14 protein-coding genes and 1 tRNA gene are annotated in these 15,863 nt (G+C 67.3%); 11 read left to right on the plus strand and 4 right to left on the minus strand.

Annotated features, from left to right (window positions below; all coding sequences use genetic code 11):
• The first annotated feature begins 42 nt into the window (after nucleotides 1-42).
• From mreC to BLR19_RS01890, 6 genes are all read left to right on the plus strand, one after another.
• On the plus strand, nucleotides 43-1,188 hold the full coding sequence (mreC, locus tag BLR19_RS01865) for a rod shape-determining protein MreC (RefSeq protein ID WP_091746533.1): 1,146 nt from the start codon (nucleotides 43-45) through the stop codon (nucleotides 1,186-1,188).
• Nucleotides 1,185-1,703 carry a hypothetical protein gene (locus BLR19_RS01870; protein WP_091746536.1) on the plus strand — a complete coding sequence of 173 codons (519 nt, stop codon included), beginning with the start codon at nucleotides 1,185-1,187 and terminating at the stop codon, nucleotides 1,701-1,703. The genes mreC and BLR19_RS01870 overlap by 4 nt, the downstream gene beginning before the upstream one ends.
• Nucleotides 1,700-3,730 carry a penicillin-binding protein 2 gene (gene mrdA / locus BLR19_RS01875; RefSeq protein ID WP_039243637.1) on the plus strand — a complete coding sequence of 677 codons (2,031 nt, stop codon included), beginning with the start codon at nucleotides 1,700-1,702 and terminating at the stop codon, nucleotides 3,728-3,730. The genes BLR19_RS01870 and mrdA overlap by 4 nt, the downstream gene beginning before the upstream one ends.
• Nucleotides 3,727-4,881 carry a rod shape-determining protein RodA gene (gene rodA / locus BLR19_RS01880; RefSeq protein WP_039243638.1) on the plus strand — a complete coding sequence of 385 codons (1,155 nt, stop codon included), beginning with the start codon at nucleotides 3,727-3,729 and terminating at the stop codon, nucleotides 4,879-4,881. Before mrdA ends, rodA begins: the two co-directional genes overlap by 4 nt.
• A 257-nt stretch (nucleotides 4,882-5,138) precedes the next feature.
• Nucleotides 5,139-6,320 (plus strand): acyl-CoA dehydrogenase family protein, encoded by a 1,182-nt coding sequence (locus BLR19_RS01885; protein ID WP_091746539.1) that lies wholly within the window; start codon nucleotides 5,139-5,141, stop codon nucleotides 6,318-6,320.
• A gap of 4 nt (nucleotides 6,321-6,324) precedes the next feature.
• Entirely contained in the window at nucleotides 6,325-7,443 is a 1,119-nt protein-coding gene (locus BLR19_RS01890) for an acyl-CoA dehydrogenase family protein (protein WP_091746542.1), read from the plus strand.
• Between the two features lie 8 nt (nucleotides 7,444-7,451).
• Here BLR19_RS01890 and BLR19_RS01895 read toward each other — a convergent pair whose 3' ends face one another.
• The 3 genes from BLR19_RS01895 to BLR19_RS01905 all read right to left on the minus strand — a co-directional run bounded on the left by BLR19_RS01895 (nucleotide 7,452) and on the right by BLR19_RS01905 (nucleotide 9,489).
• Nucleotides 7,452-8,771, minus strand: coding sequence for an Hsp70 family protein (locus tag BLR19_RS01895; protein WP_091746545.1), 1,320 nt, complete (start codon nucleotides 8,769-8,771; stop codon nucleotides 7,452-7,454).
• A gap of 80 nt (nucleotides 8,772-8,851) precedes the next feature.
• Nucleotides 8,852-9,331: an NINE protein gene (locus BLR19_RS01900; protein ID WP_091746548.1), complete on the minus strand. Its 480-nt coding sequence runs from the start codon at nucleotides 9,329-9,331 to the stop codon at nucleotides 8,852-8,854.
• A 68-nt stretch (nucleotides 9,332-9,399) separates the two neighbouring features.
• Nucleotides 9,400-9,489, minus strand: a tRNA-Ser gene (locus BLR19_RS01905).
• 105 nt (nucleotides 9,490-9,594) lie between these two features.
• Between BLR19_RS01905 and BLR19_RS01910 the strand changes: the two genes are divergently transcribed.
• The 5 genes from BLR19_RS01910 to BLR19_RS01930 are packed head-to-tail and all read left to right on the plus strand — an operon-like array spanning nucleotide 9,595 to nucleotide 13,699.
• The gene (locus tag BLR19_RS01910) at nucleotides 9,595-10,455 is read left to right on the plus strand and encodes a septal ring lytic transglycosylase RlpA family protein (protein ID WP_176758253.1); all 861 of its coding nucleotides are present in this window, start codon (nucleotides 9,595-9,597) and stop codon (nucleotides 10,453-10,455) included.
• A 49-nt stretch (nucleotides 10,456-10,504) separates the two neighbouring features.
• The gene (gene tmk, locus BLR19_RS01915) at nucleotides 10,505-11,137 is read left to right on the plus strand and encodes a dTMP kinase (RefSeq protein ID WP_091746554.1); all 633 of its coding nucleotides are present in this window, start codon (nucleotides 10,505-10,507) and stop codon (nucleotides 11,135-11,137) included.
• Complete coding sequence (locus tag BLR19_RS01920) at nucleotides 11,134-12,126, plus strand: DNA polymerase III subunit delta' (protein ID WP_091746559.1); 993 nt, start codon at nucleotides 11,134-11,136, stop codon at nucleotides 12,124-12,126. The genes tmk and BLR19_RS01920 overlap by 4 nt, the downstream gene beginning before the upstream one ends.
• Nucleotides 12,126-12,908, plus strand: a complete 783-nt coding sequence (locus BLR19_RS01925; RefSeq protein ID WP_091746563.1) for a TatD family hydrolase — start codon at nucleotides 12,126-12,128, stop codon at nucleotides 12,906-12,908. Before BLR19_RS01920 ends, BLR19_RS01925 begins: the two co-directional genes overlap by 1 nt.
• Nucleotides 12,905-13,699: an MBL fold metallo-hydrolase gene (locus BLR19_RS01930; protein WP_091746566.1), complete on the plus strand. Its 795-nt coding sequence runs from the start codon at nucleotides 12,905-12,907 to the stop codon at nucleotides 13,697-13,699. Before BLR19_RS01925 ends, BLR19_RS01930 begins: the two co-directional genes overlap by 4 nt.
• Here the strand turns inward: BLR19_RS01930 and recG are convergent.
• A complete protein-coding gene (recG, locus tag BLR19_RS01935) occupies nucleotides 13,696-15,783 on the minus strand; it encodes an ATP-dependent DNA helicase RecG (protein ID WP_091749040.1) in 2,088 nt (695 codons plus the stop codon). The two genes, BLR19_RS01930 and recG, sit on opposite strands and share 4 nt — an antisense overlap.
• Between the last annotated feature and the right edge of the window lie 80 nt (nucleotides 15,784-15,863).

The following is a 15,863-nucleotide window of genomic DNA, read 5'->3' on the forward strand; positions in this document are numbered from 1 at the left end:
GGCGTCCTGCCGATTCCAACCCCTTTGAGTGGAAGGTCGCCCGTGGCGTTTCGCGACGGCCCTTTTGAAAACATCAAGGTGCCGCTGGCGTGGACCGCCGCGGTCGTCGTCGTCGTGGCCGTGATCGGCGCGATCGTCCTGTTGCTGGGCGACCGGACCACGTCCGAGGGCGGCTCGACCATGGGCGCGGCGCGCGGCGGATTCGAAGCGGCGGCCGGGCCTGTCGGCGGGGTCTTCGCCGCGCCGGTGCGTTGGGCCGGGGCCGCGCGCGACTATGTCGGCGGCTATTTCTTCGCCATCGGTGAGAACCGCCGCCTGAAGGCCGAGATCGCCGAACTGCGCGGCTGGCGTGACGAAGCGATCGCACAAAAGAACATCAATGGCCGCTATGAGGCCCTGCTGGGTCTGCGCACCGAGCCGCCGGTGCCCATGGCCACGGGGCGAGCGATTTCGGAATCGCGCGGTCCCTTCTCCAACGCCAAGCTGATCGACGTCGGTTCGGCCAAGGGCGTGCGGATCGGAAATCCGGTCGTGACGGAACACGGTCTGGTCGGGCGGATAACCGGCGTGACGGGCGGCGTCAGCCGCGTCGTGCTGCTGACGGATGTGGCGTCGCGCACCCCAGTGATGATCGAGCGCACCGATGCGCGCGCCATGCTGACCGGAGACGGCGGCGACAGCCCGCGTCTGGAGTTCATTCGCGGATCCGGTTCGATCAAGGCGGGTGACCGTATCCTGAGTTCAGGCGACGGCGGCGGTCTGCCGCGTGGTCTGCCGATCGGGGTCGCCGCCAAGGGCGTGGACGGCGCCTGGCGGGTCAAACTGTTCAGCGACCACGGGGCGATCGACTATGTCCGCGTGCTGCTGTTCCAGAGCTTTGGACAACTGGTCAGCCCGAACGCCTTGAACGCGCCGCCGCTTGCAGGCCTGACGACGGCGCCGGAGCCGAACGCGGCCGAGGTCGGAGCGATCCGTGACGCCGCCGCCCGTCGCGCGGCGGCGCAACAGGCCCAGGCCGAACGGGCGCGTGCTGCGGCCGCGACGCCAGCGCCAACGCCTGCGCCCGCCGCTGCGCCGACGGCGGCTCGTCCGGCCGTGACGTCTGCGAGGCCTGCGGGTTCGACCCCGTCGCCTGCACCGACGGCGCCCAGCCCTGCGCCGGCGTCCGCTCCGGGAGGCGCGGCGTGAGACGGCCCGTCGCGGTTCGCGTTGTCGGGCCTCTGCAGTGGATCGTCTATCCGGCCCTGCTCGTCCTTGCCGCGACGGTCGTTCTGGGAACGCCGCTCCAGCTGTTCGGTCTGCATCTGCCCGAGCCGGTCATTCCGATGATCCTGGCCTTCGCCTGGCCCTTGATCCGGCCGTCGATGCTGGCGCCGGCGGTCCTGTTTCTGATCGGCCTTTTCCTCGATCTGTTCTGGAATACGCCGCTGGGTCTGTGGGCGCTGTGCCTGATGGGCGTCTATGGAACGGTGCTGCTGTCGCGCAATCTGCTGGCGGGGCATGAGGGGCTGATCCGCTTCGGAGCCTATGCCGCCTGTACGCTGGGCGCCTTCTTTCTGGCCTATCTGGTAGTGACCATGCGAGCGACGAACGCGCCGGCGATTCTGCCGCTGGTCGGACAGGTCGCGCCGACTCTGCTGCTGTATCCGATCGCCAACTGGATGCTCGAGCGATTCGACGACGGGGATATTCGGTTCCGATGAGCGGCGAGCCCTCGATCTTCTTTGCCGATGTGAATGAGCGTCAGGGGTCCTTCCTGCGGCGCACCTTCGTGCTGGGCGGGGCGACGGCGCTGGGGATTACTGCGCTGATCGGACGGCTGGGCCAGCTGCAGGTCGTTCAGGCTCAGGAATATGCGACCCTGTCGTCGCAGAACCAGTTCAACTTTCGAATGGTCCCGCCGCCGCGCGGCCTGATCAAGGACCGCAACGGCGTCGTCATCGCCGGCAACCGACCGAGCTTCCGTGTGCTGGTCGTGCGCGACGAAACTAAGGACCTAGACCAGACTCTGGACCTTCTGGGACGGCTGTTGCCCGACACGCTGGAGCGCCGTCGCGCGATCATCCGCGACGTCAATGCGGCGTCCAAGTTCAACCCGGTGCCCGTCAAGAGCGACCTGACCTGGGAGGAGTTCGCCAAGGTCAATCAGTACGCCAACGAACTGCCTGGCGTGATGGTCGATATGAACGAGGCGCGCTACTATCCGTTCGGCGGATCGTTCGCCCACGTCATCGGCTATGTGGCCAAGGTGTCGGACCGGGACGTCAAGGCGATCCGCGACAAGGGCGAGCAGCCGCCCGCCCTGTTGTTCAACCCCAGCTTCCGCATCGGCCGCCAGGGCGTCGAAAAGGCGCTGGATACGTCGCTGCGCGGCGAGCCGGGCGGCAACCGCGTTGAGGTGGACGCGCGCGGACGGGTGGTCGCCGAGGATATTGGCGGCTCGCGGCCGGCCGTGCCGGGCAAGGAAGTCGTCCTGACGCTGGACGCCGACGTCCAGAACCGGGCGCTGGAAGTGTTCGGCGACGAGTCGGGCGCCTGCGTCGTCATGGACGTGCGCAACGGCGACATCCTGTGCATGGTCTCGGCGCCGTCGTTCGACCCGAACCTGTTCGTCGGCGGGGTGCCGACCAAGACCTATCGCGCGCTGGCCGACTATGAGCGCAAGCCGCTGCTGGACAAGACGCTGAACGGCACCTTCCCGCCGGGATCGACCTTCAAGCCGACGACGGCGCTGGCCCTGCTGGAGGCCGGCGTCGATCCCAACATCAGCGTCTTCTGCAGCGGCGCCTATCGCACCGGCAACCGCGTGCAACGTTGCTGGGGGCGGCATGGCACCCAGAATATGCACGACGCGATCAAGAACTCTTGCGACGTCTATTTCTACGCCATGTGCAACCGCGCGGGCGTGGACAATATCCGCAAGGCCGGGCTGGCGCTGGGCTTCGAGCACGAGTTCGACATCGGCGTCGGCAACCAGCGCAAGGGTCTGTTGCCGTCCACGGAATGGAAGGCGCGGACCTTCCCGCGCGATCCGGTCTGGCATCCAGGGGAGACGACTTCCGTCGCCATCGGCCAAGGGGCGATCACGGTGAACGCCCTGCAGCTGGCGGTCATGACCTCTAGGTTGGCGAACGGGAAGAAGCAGCTTCAGCCGCGTCTGATCAAGTCCATCGGCGGCGTCGAACAGCCCAGCGGGGCCGAGGCGCCGGACCTGCCGTTCGATCCGGCCCACGTCGAATATGTGCGCCAGGGCATGATCGCCGTGGCCAACGATCGATCCGGCACCGCCTATCGCCAGAGCCAGTTGGGCCTTGGCGACATCCAGATGGCCGGCAAGACCGGCACGGCGCAGGTCCGGAACTACGGCTCCGGCTCGCGAAAGAGCAATATCTGGGCGCTGAAGGACCACAACCTGTTCGTGGCCTTCGCGCCGGTGGATGCGCCGCGATATGCGGTCGCCGTCATCGTCGAACACGGGGGCAAGGGCGGGGCGACCGCCGGCGCGCCGCGTGCGCGTGAGGTGATGCGCACCGTGCTGCTCAAGGATCCGGACATGCGAGCCCGCATCGAACGGCCGCTGCCGCCCGAACCGACCGGCGACGCGATCGTCGAGGACGGGGTGGTCGGCGCCGCGCCCGAGCCCGATGTCGTGGCTCCGCCGCAGCCGAGCCGCCCTGCGCCGTCTGCGACTAGCGGGCCGCGTCCCTATCTGTCCGAGCCCGGCCGATGACCGCCTCGGCCTTGTCACGTCCCGGCGAGCGCGAACGCGTCTCGACCAAGCTGGGCCAGATCGATTGGCGGCTGACGGCCTTGCTGTGCGTGGTGTCCGGCACCGGCGCCCTGATGCTGTATTCGGTGGCGGGCGGATCCTGGTCGCCCTGGGCGATGAAACACCTGATCCGGTTCGGCCTGTGTCTGGCGCTGATGCTGATGCTGTCGCTGATCAGCATCCGATATTGGTTCGCCCTGGCCTATCCCATCTATGGGATGGCGCTGTTCATGCTGGCGCTGGTGGAGACGCCGCTGGGCTATACGGCGCTGGGGGCCACGCGATGGCTGGACCTGGGCTTCACCCGCATCCAGCCGTCCGAGATCATGAAGATCGGCGTCGTGCTGGCCCTGGCGCGCTGGTATCACGGCGCATCGGCCAAGGAGGCGAGCTTCCACTGGAAGTTGATCTTCCCAGTCGGGATCATCGGCCTTCCGTTCCTGCTGGTCGCCCACCAGCCGGATCTGGGGTCGGCCATGCTGATCGGTTTGACGGGGGCGGCGATCATGTTCGTCGCCGGGCTGAGCTGGCGGATCATCCTGCCGCTGATCATCGCCGCCGCCGTGCTGGTGCCGCCCTATGTGATGTTCGGCATGCATGACTATCAGCGGCACCGGGTGCTGACCTTCCTGAACCCCGAGGCCGACATGTCGGACAAGGGCTATCAGATCGTGCAGTCAAAGATCGCCATGGGGTCGGGCGGGCCGCTGGGACGCGGGTTCGGCCTGGGCAGCCAGAGCCAGCTGGAGTTCCTGCCCGAGCGCCAGACCGACTTCATCTTCGCCGCCTTCGCCGAGGAGTTCGGCTTTGTGGGCACCTTCACGCTTCTGGCTTCCTATGCCGCCATCATCCTGATCTCGCTGAGGATCGCCTCGCTGTCGCACAGCCACTTCGGGCGATTGGCGGCGTCGGGGGTGACGGCGACATTCGCTCTGTATGTGCTGATCAACGGGGCGATGGTGATGGGTCTGGCGCCGGTCGTGGGCGTGCCGATGCCTCTCTTGTCCTATGGCGGCACGGTGATGCTGACCGTCATGATCGGTTTTGGTCTGGTGATGGCGACGCGGGTTCACCGCTACGCTGAACTGCCCAAGGGTCACGGCCTGATCTGACGTTACGTCAGCTATAGCGAAATCGGTTGAGTTGGATGCAGTCCAACTCGGCTCAGATTTCGCTCCAGCATCAATCTGGAGCCTGATTCACGGCATCAGCGGAATCGCGAAGCGATTCCACCTCAGCCGATCAGGCTCTAGGTGATCGGCATTCAGGTTTCGCTTTCTAAGGCGGGGATTTCCTGGATAAGGTCATTCCCAACGATGTCTCGCATCGGTTTCGGCCGGTCAGCGACGCACGCCATGGGAGACGAGGAATGACCGATCTGGAGCAATTCCGCGCCGAGACGCGCGCCTGGCTGGAGGCGAACTGCCCGGCCGAATGTCGCGGTCCGATGGCCGATGACGAGATGATCTGGGGCGGGCGAAACCCCACCTTTAAGACCCCGGCGCACAAGCTGTGGCTGGAGCGGATGGGCGCGCGGGGCTGGACGGCGCCGGAATGGCCCAGGGAATACGGTGGAGGCGGCCTCAGCCGCGAGGAGGCCAAGGTGCTGGCCTCCGAACTGCGCCGCATCAAAGCCCAGCCGGCCTTGGCCAGTTTCGGCGTCTGGATGCTGGGCCCGGCGCTGCTGGCCTTTGGGACCGAAGAGCAGAAGAAGCGTTTCCTGCCCGAGATCGTGCGCGGCGAGATTCGCTGGTGCCAGGGCTATTCCGAGCCGGGCGCGGGATCCGATCTGGCGTCCATCCAGACGCGGGCCGAGGATCGGGGCGACCACTGGATCGTCAACGGTCAGAAGATCTGGACCTCCTACGCCGACAAGGCCGACTGGATCTTCTGCCTGGTGCGCACGGACCCCGAGGCGCCCAAACATCTGGGCATCAGCTTCGTGCTGTTCGACATGAAGACGCCGGGCGTGACGACGCGGCCGATCACCCTGATTTCAGGCAAGTCGCCCTTCTGCGAGACGTTCTTCGACGATGTCCGGGTGGAGAAGGAAAACCTGGTCGGGACGCTGAACCGGGGCTGGGACGTGGCCAAATACCTGCTGGCGCACGAGCGGACCATGATCGGCGCGATGGGCGAGGTCGGCGGCGGGCGGCCTGTGGGTCAGGTGGCGCTGGACGCCATCGGCGCCGACGAGGCCGGGCGGCTGGACGAGCCGATGTTGCGCGCGCGGATCGCGGACTTGGAGATCGACGCCGCCGCCTTCGGCCTGGCGATGGAGCGGGTCGGCGATCAGGTGAAGGCCAAACAGGCGCATCCGGCCATCGCCTCCATGCTGAAATACTATGGCTCCGAGCTGAACAAGCGGCGCCATGAACTGCTGATGGCGGCGGGCGGGGCCGATGCGCTGGAATGGGAGGGAGAGCGGTCGAACGACGGCAAGACCGCGCGCGACTGGCTGCGGACCAAGGCAAACTCCATCGAGGGCGGCACCAGCGAGGTTCAACTGAACATCATCGCCAAACACCTGCTGCAACTGCCGGGAGCATGAGACGATGCCGCTGATCCTGACCGAAGAACAGACGATGTTGCAGGACGCCGCCGACGGCTTCCTGAATGAAAACGCGCCCATCGCCCATCTGAGAAAGCTGCGGGACGAGCATGACGCCGACGGGGTGTCGCGCGACCTGTGGCGGGCCTTTGGCGAGATGGGCTTCGCCGGCGTCATCATTCCCGAAGCGCTGGGCGGCATGGGGTTGGGCGCGGTCGAGGCCGGGGTGATCGCCGAGAGCCTGGGCCGCACCCTCACGCCGTCGCCGTATCTGGGATCGTCGATCCTGTCCGCCAAGGTGCTGATCGACGGCGGATCGCAGGCGCAGCAGGCCTGGCTGCCCAAGATCGCAGCGGGCGAGGCGATCCTGGCGCTGGCGGTGGATGAGGGCGCGAAACACGCGCCATCGCGGATCACCACGCGGGCCGAGCGGGCGGGCAACGGCTTCAAGCTGAACGGCGCCAAGGCCTTCGTGCTGGACGGCCATGTGGCCGACGCCCTGATCGTCGTCGCGACGGCTGAGGAAGGGACGACGCTGTTCCTGGTCGATCCTGCGACGGCGGGCGTCGCGGTCGAGCGCACGGTGATGGTGGACGCGCACAATGCGGCGCGGATCACGCTGACTGATGTGGCGGTTGACGCCGATGCGGTGATCGGCGCGGTCGGGGGCGGGGAGGCGCTGCTGGACGGCGCACTGAACCTGGGGCGGGCCTGCGCGGCCTCCAGCCTGACCGGCGCGGGCGATCAGGCGTTCAAGACGACGATGGACTATCTGCGGACGCGAAAACAGTTCGGCAAGCTGATCGGCGAGTTTCAGGCGTTGCAACACAGGGCCGCGCATCTGTTCTCGGAGCTGGAGCTGGCGCGCGCGGCGACGATCGGCGCCCAGATCGCCATCGACGAGGGGCGCGAGGAGGCGCCGCTTGCCGCCTCCATCGCCAAGGCCAAGGCCGGGCGGGTCGCCGAGCTGGCGGTGCAGGAGGCGGTCCAGATGCACGGCGGCGTCGGCATGACCGACGAGTTCGACGTCGGCCTGTTCATGAAGCGGGTGCGGGTGCTGAACGAACTGCTGGGCGACGCCGGGTTCCACGCCGAACGGGTGGCGCGGGCGCAAGGGTTCTAGGGCGGGATTTAGACCGCCTTTTCGCTCCACAGGTCCAGATCCGCCTCGCGGCCGATCAGGGCCAGGCCGGCGGCGATGGATTCAAACTCGCCGCCCGTCTCGATCCGCTCGGCGCCGAAGCGGTTTTGGAAAAGCGCCCGCACGGCCGGCACGAAGGAGGTGCCGCCGGTCAGGAAGACGCGGTCGATGGCGTCGGGCGCCAGGCCGCTGCGAGCCATCGCCTGATCCACCGCCCCCTCGATGGCGGCCAGTTCCGGCGCGATCCAGCGTTCGAAATCGGCGCGGGCGACCGGCTTTTCGATATGGACGCCGCCGGCCTGGAACAGGAAGGTCGCCTGGTCGTCAGCCGACAAGGCCATCTTCAGCGCGGACACGGCGCGGTACAGATCATGGCCGTGGTTGTCGTCCAGCACCTCGATCAGGCGCTCGATCTTCTCCGGCTCCAGCGCGGTGCGGGCCAGGGCGCGGATGTCGCGCATGTCGCGCGAGGCCCGTAGCAGAGCCAGCTGATCCCAGCGGGCGAAGGCGGAATAATACCGCTGGGGAATCGGCAGTTGTTTGCCGACCGAACTGTACAGACCGCCCTTGCCCAGTTCGGGCGAGACCAGCTGGTCGATGATCCGGTAGTCGAAGGCGTCGCCCGCCACGCCCACGCCCGAGCGCGCCAGCGGCGTCGAACGCAGGCCGTCGGGCGTATGTTCGAACCGGATGATGGAGAAGTCGCTGGTGCCGCCGCCGAAGTCGGCGACCAGGACCGTCGCGTCCGCCTTCAACTGGCGCGCGAAATAGAAGGCCGCGCCGACCGGCTCGTGCGCATAGCGGATGTCGGTGAAGCCCAGCCGCTCGAACGCCGTCTGATAGCGCGACAGGGCCAGGGTCTCGTCCGGATTGCCGCCCGCGAAGGTGACGGGGCGGCCGACGATGACGGCGGGCGGGGCATCCGTCAGTGCGTCGCCGGCATGGTGGCGCAGGCGCAGTAGGAAGGCGGCCAGCAGATCCTCGAAGGCGTAGCGTTTGTTGTCGATCCGGGTTTCGGTGAAGGCGGCGCTGGCGGCGAAGGTCTTGAACGACTGGATGAAGCGGGTCTCCAGCGGGTCCTCGACATAGGCGGCGATGGCCCAGGGCCCGGCCTCGACCACACGCTCGGGCGGCTGGCCGTCCACGCCGGGATGGGTCTGGAAGCTGAGCGCCGAGCGGAAGGTGGTCGTCTGGCCCTCAATGGCGTCGAAGGTCACGAGATGGGCGAGGCCGTCCGCATCGGTCAGGGCCACGACCGTATTGGTCGTGCCGAAATCGATCCCGATCGTCATCGGTTTCGTCGCCGTCATGGCAGGGCTCCAGGCAGGGGAGCCGGGTTCCTAAAGGCAGACGAGGCAATAGCAAGCGTTAATGCGGGCGCGCGGTCGCCTCAGACCACGGCGTTGCCGGGCACACCCAAAATGCGCCGCTTCTGGGCTTCGTATTCGTCGCTGGAAATCGCACCGCTATCGCGCAGAGCCGCGAACTTGGCCAGGTCGTCCACGGATGCGGTTTCCCGACGAGGCGCCGCGTTCAGCCGAACCATCAGGTCGGCATTGTAGGCGCGGATGATGCCGCCCAGAAGGAAGACATCAACCAACAACCAAATGCCGAGCGCGCTCAGAAAGACGAAGCCAAGGCCAAACCAAATGGTCGCCCAGCCCAGGATCGTAAGCATCAGTTGGGCCACGGCGGAACCCGTGCGGCCCGCGTAGAAGCGATGTCCGCCGACTCCACCCGTGAAGAACCAAAGCAAGTAAGCGACACCCGCTGACTTCTTGTTCGACTCGAACGCCATCAGCGCCTGCGTATCGGCGCTCAGGCCGGTCGATTGATTTGACATGGTCACCCCCGTGATGACCTTCGTCATTCAACCTTGAGGTTTTGTAGTCAAGTGCTTTGAGTTGTGATCCCCTGCTTTATAGCACCGAGCGTAAGTGGCGGAAGCGGTGGGATTCGAACCCACGGACAGCTCTCACCGTCGCTGGTTTTCAAGACCAGTGCCTTAAACCACTCGGCCACACTTCCTTGCCGCCGCAGCGGAGGCGGACGCCATAGCAGGCGAATGGGTCATTAACCAAAGCGGAAATGTCTTCGGTCATCCTGTTTTCGTATTTTTTGCGAGGCGGGTCGATGACGTTTGGACAGGGAGTGCGCGGCGCGCTGGTCCTGGGGCTGTTTTCGCTGCTGGCCGCCTGTTCCACCGTCGGCGGCGCGGGCGTGCGCGGGACGGTCGCCGGGCGTGGCGAGGACCGTCCGCCGGTCGTCAAGGACCCCGCGCCGATCGTGTCGGGGACGATGCGGCCCTATCAGGTGCGCGGGCGCTGGTACACGCCCAAGGAACAGCCGGATTATGAGGAGGTCGGGATGGCGTCCTGGTACGGCGACGCCTTCAACGGGCGGCCGACCTCGACCGGCGAGCGGTTCGACATGCATGCCCTGACGGCGGCCCACAAGACCCTGCCTCTGCCCGGTCTGGTCGAGGTGACGAACCTGGAGAACGGGCGGCGGCTGGTGGTGCGGATCAATGACCGCGGGCCGTTCGTGGACAGCCGGATCATCGACCTGTCGCGCGAGGCGGCGAGCGAACTGGGAATGCTGTCGCAGGGCGTGGGGCGGGTGCGGGTGCGCTACCTCGGCCGGGCGCCGCAGCAGGGCGGGGGTACGATGTTGCGGGCCTCGGCCCCGATGCCGCGAGGCGCGGTCCCGGCCAGCCCGCCTGTAAGCCCGCGCGTCAGCGCGCCGGTTATCGCCCCCTCACCGGTCGCGGTTGCGGAGGTGACGACCTTCTGGGTCCAGGCGGGCAGCTTCTCGGATCAGGTCGAGGCCGGGCGAATCGCCGACAGCCTGAGCGGCTGGGTGCGGGCCGATCGGGGCGCGGGGCGGTTCAACGTCGTGGTGGGGCCGTGGGACAGCGCCAATGCGGCCGAGGCGGCGCGTCAGTCGGTCGTGGCGCGGGGTTATGCGGGCGCCCTGTTGATATCCGGCAGCTGATCGCGCGGGCGGGCTTGCGCCGGGCGGCGTCGGCGCGCCATGAAGGCGCGTGACCCGTGGACAATTCATAAGCTTCGAAGGCGGCGAGGGCGCCGGCAAATCGACCCAGGTCGGGCGGCTGGTCGCGCGGCTGCAGGCGGTGCTGGGCGAGCGCAAGGTCGTGCGCACGCGTGAGCCGGGCGGGTCCAAGGGCGCGGAGGTGATCCGCAATCTGGTGGTGGCCACGGACGCCGAGCCGTGGTCGGCCATGACCGAGACCTTGCTGATGTACGCCTCGCGCTCGGACCATCTGGAGCGGACCATCCGCCCGGCGCTGGCGGCCGGCGACTGGGTGGTGTGCGACCGGTTCGCCGATTCCAGCCGCGCCTATCAGGGCGCTGGCGGCGGTGTGGCGCAAAGCTTCATCGAACAGATAGACGCCGGCGTGGTCGGGGACGACCAGCCGGACCTGACGCTGGTGTTCGACCTACCGGTCGAGGTCGGCCTGGAGCGGGCGTTCGGGCGCGGCCTGTTCGAGACTCGGTTCGAATCCAAGGGTCTGGAGTTCCATCAGCGGCTGCGCGAGGGCTTCCTTCGCATCGTCGAGGCCAATCCGCATCGTTGCGTGCTGATCGATGCCGTCGGATCGCTGGACGAGGTCGAGGCGCGGGTCTGGCAGGCGGTTCAGGATCGGCTGCTGTGAGCGACGATCACCCCCGTGACCGGTTCGACCTGGTTCCCGATGCGGCGGCGGAGACGGCGTTTCTGGACGCTTGGGAACGGGGGCGGCTGCACCACGCCTGGCTGCTGTGCGGGGTCGAGGGGACGGGCAAGGCGACCTTCGCCTATCGGGCGGCGCGACGGCTGCTGGGCGCGGCGGCCGATCCGGCGTCCGGGCCGCTGGGCGCGCGGCGCGATGATCCGGTCAGCCGGCTGATCTCGGCCCAGTCGCATCCGGATCTTCTGGTGCTGGAACGCTTGGTCGAAGGGGGCAAGACCAAGAAGTCGATCTCGGTCGATCAGTCGCGCGAGCTACCGGAGTTCTTTTCAAAGAGCCCGTCGCAAGCCCAGTTTCGGGTGGCGATCATCGATGCGGCAGATGACCTGAATCTCAATGCCGCCAACGCCTTGCTGAAGGTTCTTGAGGAACCGCCCGAGCGTGGTGTGCTGTTTCTGGTCACTCATGCGCCGGGGCGGTTGCTGGCGACGATCCGGTCGCGGTGCCGGCGGCTGAGCTTTCCGATCTGGGCGCCGGATCGGCTGGAGACCCTTGTGCGCAACCGGACGGGCGCAGAGCGTGAGGACGCCGAACATGCGGCGATCATGGCGGGCGGATCGCCCGGCGCGGCCCTGGCCCTGGCGTCGGGCGCGACGTTTGAGATGGACCAGCTGGCGCGGCGCTGGGTCGAGGGCGAAGTGGACCGGGCTGAAGCGCTGGCCATCGCCGACCGGTTCCGCGGCGCCGAGGGGCAGGAGCGGTTCGAGACCCTGATGGACCGGCTGATCGCGGCGGTGCGGATGCGCGCCTTGCAGAGTTCGCCCGGCGCCGGCAATCGATGGGCCGAACTGTGGGAGCGGCTGCAGCCGCTGCCGGAACGGGCGGCGGGATTGAACCTGGATAAGGCCGATGTGCTGGCCGGCGCGCTGGCGGACCTGAAGCGGGTTCAGGCCCAGCAGGAGCGGATGGGCTGATGCTGATCGACAGTCATGTGAACCTGCACGCACCCCAGTTCGATGAGGACCGGGACGCCGTGATCGCGCGCGCGCGCGAGGCGGGCGTCGGGCTGATGGTCGAGATCTCCGACAAGCTGACCACCTTCGAGGCGACCCATGGGATCGCCGTGGCGCACGACGACATCTGGTGCACGGTCGGAGTCCATCCACACGAGGCCAAGGACGCAACGGACCTGACGGCGGCGACGCTGGTAGAGTTGGCGCAGCGGCCCAAGGTGATCGGGATCGGCGAATGCGGTCTGGATTTCCACTATGACTTCAGCCCGCGCGATGTGCAGGCGGCGGTGTTCCGACAGCATGTGGCGGCGGCGCGCGAAACCGGTCTGCCGCTGGTGATCCATACGCGTGAGGCGGACGATGTGATGGCGTCGATCCTGCGCGAGGAGTATGCCGTGGGGCCGTTCAAGATGTTGATGCACTGCTATACAAGTGGCGCGGAACTGGTGAAAATCGCTTCTGAAATGGGCGCCTGGTTTTCGGTTTCCGGTATCGCCACCTTCAAGGCGGCCGAGGACGTGCGGGCGGTGATCCGCGACATGCCGGGCGACCGGATCATCGTCGAGACCGACTGCCCCTATCTGGCGCCCATTCCGCATCGTGGACGGCGCAACGAGCCGGCCTACATCGGCCATGTGCTGGACAAGCTGGCCGAGATCCGGGGTTGGGACGCCGAGGAAGCGGATCGCCTTACGACCGAGGCCTTCTTCGGCCTCTTTGACCGGATACCCAGACCCGCATGAGTTTCGAAGTCGTCATTCTGGGCAGCGGGTCGTCGGGCGGGGTGCCGCGCGGGGACGGCGATTGGGGCGCCTGCGACCCGGCCGAGCCCAAGAACCGGCGTACGCGCTGTTCGATGCTGGCCAGAAAGACCGGCGCGGAGGGGGTGACCAATGTCCTGATCGACACATCGCCGGATCTGCGCGAACAGATGCTGGCCAGCGGCACGAAACATGTGGATGCGGTTCTTTATACCCACGACCACGCTGACCAAACCCATGGGATCGACGACCTGCGCACCTTCGCCGCTCGGGCCAGGAAGCGGATACCGGCGTGGATGGATGCGGCGACGCACGGCTCGCTGACGCATCGGTTCGACTACATCTTCGAGAGCAAGTTCGGTTATCCGCCGCTGCTGGACGGACGGATCATTCCGCAGCACGGCGTAGCCTGGTCCGTCGAGGGCGCAGGCGGCGCGATCTCGGTCACGACCTTCGACCAGGCGCACGGGCCGATCCGCTCGGTCGGCTATCGATTGAGCGATGTCGCCTATTCCAGCGATGTTTCCGATCTGGACGAGGCGGCGCTGGGGGCGGTGGCCGGCTGCAAGCTCTGGATCGTGGATGCACTGCGTTATGCGCCGCATCCGACCCATGCGCATCTGGACCAGGCCCTGGCGTGGATCGCCGCCGCAGACGTGGAGCGTGCGGTGCTCACGAACCTGCACATCGATATGGATTACAAGGCGTTATCGGCGCTTGTTCCTGACAACGTCGAGGTCGGATTCGATGGCTGGAGCCGAGTGATCGGCTAGCTTGCGCCGGCCTTGTGGTTTTTCCAGTCGAATAGCTCTTCCAGCACCTGCACCGCCTGACCGCGTTCCGACGTCAGATCAGGATCGCGGTTCATGATCAGCCGCGCATCGTCGGCGGCGGCCAGCATCAGGCTGCGGTGGCGGATCGGGTCGGCGAAACGATAGGCGGGGAAACCGCTCTGTTTCAGGCCCAGGGGATCGCCGCCGCCGCGCAGGCGAAAGTCTTCCTCGGCGATGACGAAGCCGTCCTCGGTGCGACGCAGGGTTTCGAGCCGCTCTTTCGCCGTCTCGCCGAGGGCGCCGTCCTGACCGCCATACAGCAGGATGCAGGAACTGGCCTTGGCGCCGCGACCGACGCGGCCGCGCAACTGGTGCAACTGCGCCAGACCGAAACGATCGGCGTGTTCGATCACCATGATCGAGGCGTTGGGCACGTCCACGCCGACTTCGACCACCGTGGTGGCGACGAGGACCGGCAGGCGGCCGTCGGCGAAGTCGGCCATGACAGCCTCGCGCTCTGCGCCCGGCATCTGGCCGTGAGCAAGGCCGACCTCCACGCCCAACAGGCGCCGCAGATCGTCGGCGCGATCGACGGCGGCGGCCAGGTCGATGGCCTCGGATTCCTCAACCAGAGGACAGATCCAATAGGCCTGGGCGCCGCTTTCGACGGCGCTCTTCAGGCGGGCGGCGACCTCTCCGATGCGAGCCAAGGGCAGGACGGCGGTCGTGACGGGCGTGCGGCCGGGTGGCTTTTCCATCAGGCGACTGACCTCCAGCTCGCCGTACTGCGTCAGCTCAAGCGTGCGGGGGATGGGGGTGGCCGACATGGTCAGCAGATGCACGGCGCCGACACGCGGATCGCCCTTGGCTTGCAGCCGCTGACGTTCGTTGACGCCGAACCGGTGCTGTTCGTCGATGACGGCCAGGGCCAGGCGGTCGAAGCGAACGGCGTCCTGGAACAGGGCATGAGTGCCGATGGCGACCTGAGCGTGACCCGAGGCCAGGGCAGCCAGTTTCTCGCGCCGTTGAGCCGGGGTGTCGCGGCCGGTAAGCAGGACCGCGGCCACGCCGGCCGCGTCCAGCATGGGGCCGAGCTTTTCGTAATGCTGGCGGGCCAGGATTTCGGTCGGGGCCATGAGTGCGGACTGGAAACCGCTGGAAGCGGCGTCAGCCAGCGCCAGGGCGGCGACGGCGGTCTTGCCCGAGCCGACATCGCCTTGCAGCAATCGGCCCATCTGCTGGCCCGACGCCAGATCACGACGGATTTCGGCGACGGCCTGGGCCTGGGCGTTGGTCAGCTGGAAGGGCAGGGCCTGGAGCAGGTGTTCGGACGCTTCACCGGAGGCGATGGCGGGGGCGGGCCTGATCTCGCGGGCGCGGCGACGACGGGCCAGAGCCAACTGGTGGGCCAGGAACTCGTCATAGGCCAGGCGCTGGCGGGCGGGGGCGTCGGGCGACAGGTCCATCTCGCCTGTAGGGGCATGCAGAGCGTCCAGAGCGGCGCGCCAACCCAGCCAGTTCTGCTTCTTGAGCCAGGCGGGATCCTGCCATTCCGGCAGGTCGGGCGCGGCGGGCAGGGCGGCCTGGACCAGTTTACGCAACTGACGCGAGCTGAGGCCCTGTGTCGCCGGATAGACGGGCTCGCACGCCGGAATGTCGGCGGCCTTTTCGAGTGTCACGATGTCCGGATGGACGATCTGGACCTCGCCATTGAACCTTTCGACCTTGCCCGCGACCAACCGCGTCTCGCCGCGCGGCAACAGCCGGTCGATGTGCTGGGGCGAACCGCCGAACCAGACCAGATGCACGAAGCCCGTGGGATCGCTGGCCCGGACCTTCAGCGGTGCGCCAGGACGGCTGGGCGTGAAGAGGCGGTCGATGGTCACGGTGAAGACGCCCACCTCGCCATCGACCGCGGTGGCGGCCTCAGCAGGGCGGCGCACGATGACGCCGGACGGGCTGAGGAACAGCAGATCGCGAACCAGCGGGCCCGCCACCTTTTGCACCAGAGGCAGGACGCGAGGGCCCACGCCCTTAAGGGTCGAGACCTCGGCGAACAGGGGAAAGAGAATCTGCGGACGCATCGCCGTGAACATAGCGTGACCATGACGGGTGGCGAAGTGCGTTCAGGAACGCTATCTGCGCTTCTTCCATTTGAAGACGC

This window comes from Brevundimonas sp. 374, assembly GCF_900102995.1.
Classification (GTDB): domain Bacteria; phylum Pseudomonadota; class Alphaproteobacteria; order Caulobacterales; family Caulobacteraceae; genus Brevundimonas; species Brevundimonas vesicularis_C.

What these genes read in the sequence shown, in the direction of transcription:
- mrdA (WP_039243637.1), top strand. Translation starts at nt 1,700, where the DNA reads ATGAGCGGCGAGCCCTCGATCTTCTTTGCCGATGTGAATGAGCGTCAG.
- rodA (WP_039243638.1), top strand. Translation starts at nt 3,727, where the DNA reads ATGACCGCCTCGGCCTTGTCACGTCCCGGCGAGCGCGAACGCGTCTCG.
- BLR19_RS01885 (WP_091746539.1), top strand. Translation starts at nt 5,139, where the DNA reads ATGACCGATCTGGAGCAATTCCGCGCCGAGACGCGCGCCTGGCTGGAG.
- BLR19_RS01890 (WP_091746542.1), top strand. Translation starts at nt 6,325, where the DNA reads ATGCCGCTGATCCTGACCGAAGAACAGACGATGTTGCAGGACGCCGCC.
- BLR19_RS01895 (WP_091746545.1), bottom strand. Translation starts at nt 8,771, where the DNA reads ATGACGGCGACGAAACCGATGACGATCGGGATCGATTTCGGCACGACC.
- BLR19_RS01900 (WP_091746548.1), bottom strand. Translation starts at nt 9,331, where the DNA reads ATGACGAAGGTCATCACGGGGGTGACCATGTCAAATCAATCGACCGGC.
- BLR19_RS01910 (WP_176758253.1), top strand. Translation starts at nt 9,595, where the DNA reads ATGACGTTTGGACAGGGAGTGCGCGGCGCGCTGGTCCTGGGGCTGTTT.
- BLR19_RS01925 (WP_091746563.1), top strand. Translation starts at nt 12,126, where the DNA reads ATGCTGATCGACAGTCATGTGAACCTGCACGCACCCCAGTTCGATGAG.
- BLR19_RS01930 (WP_091746566.1), top strand. Translation starts at nt 12,905, where the DNA reads ATGAGTTTCGAAGTCGTCATTCTGGGCAGCGGGTCGTCGGGCGGGGTG.
- recG (WP_091749040.1), bottom strand. Translation starts at nt 15,783, where the DNA reads ATGCGTCCGCAGATTCTCTTTCCCCTGTTCGCCGAGGTCTCGACCCTT.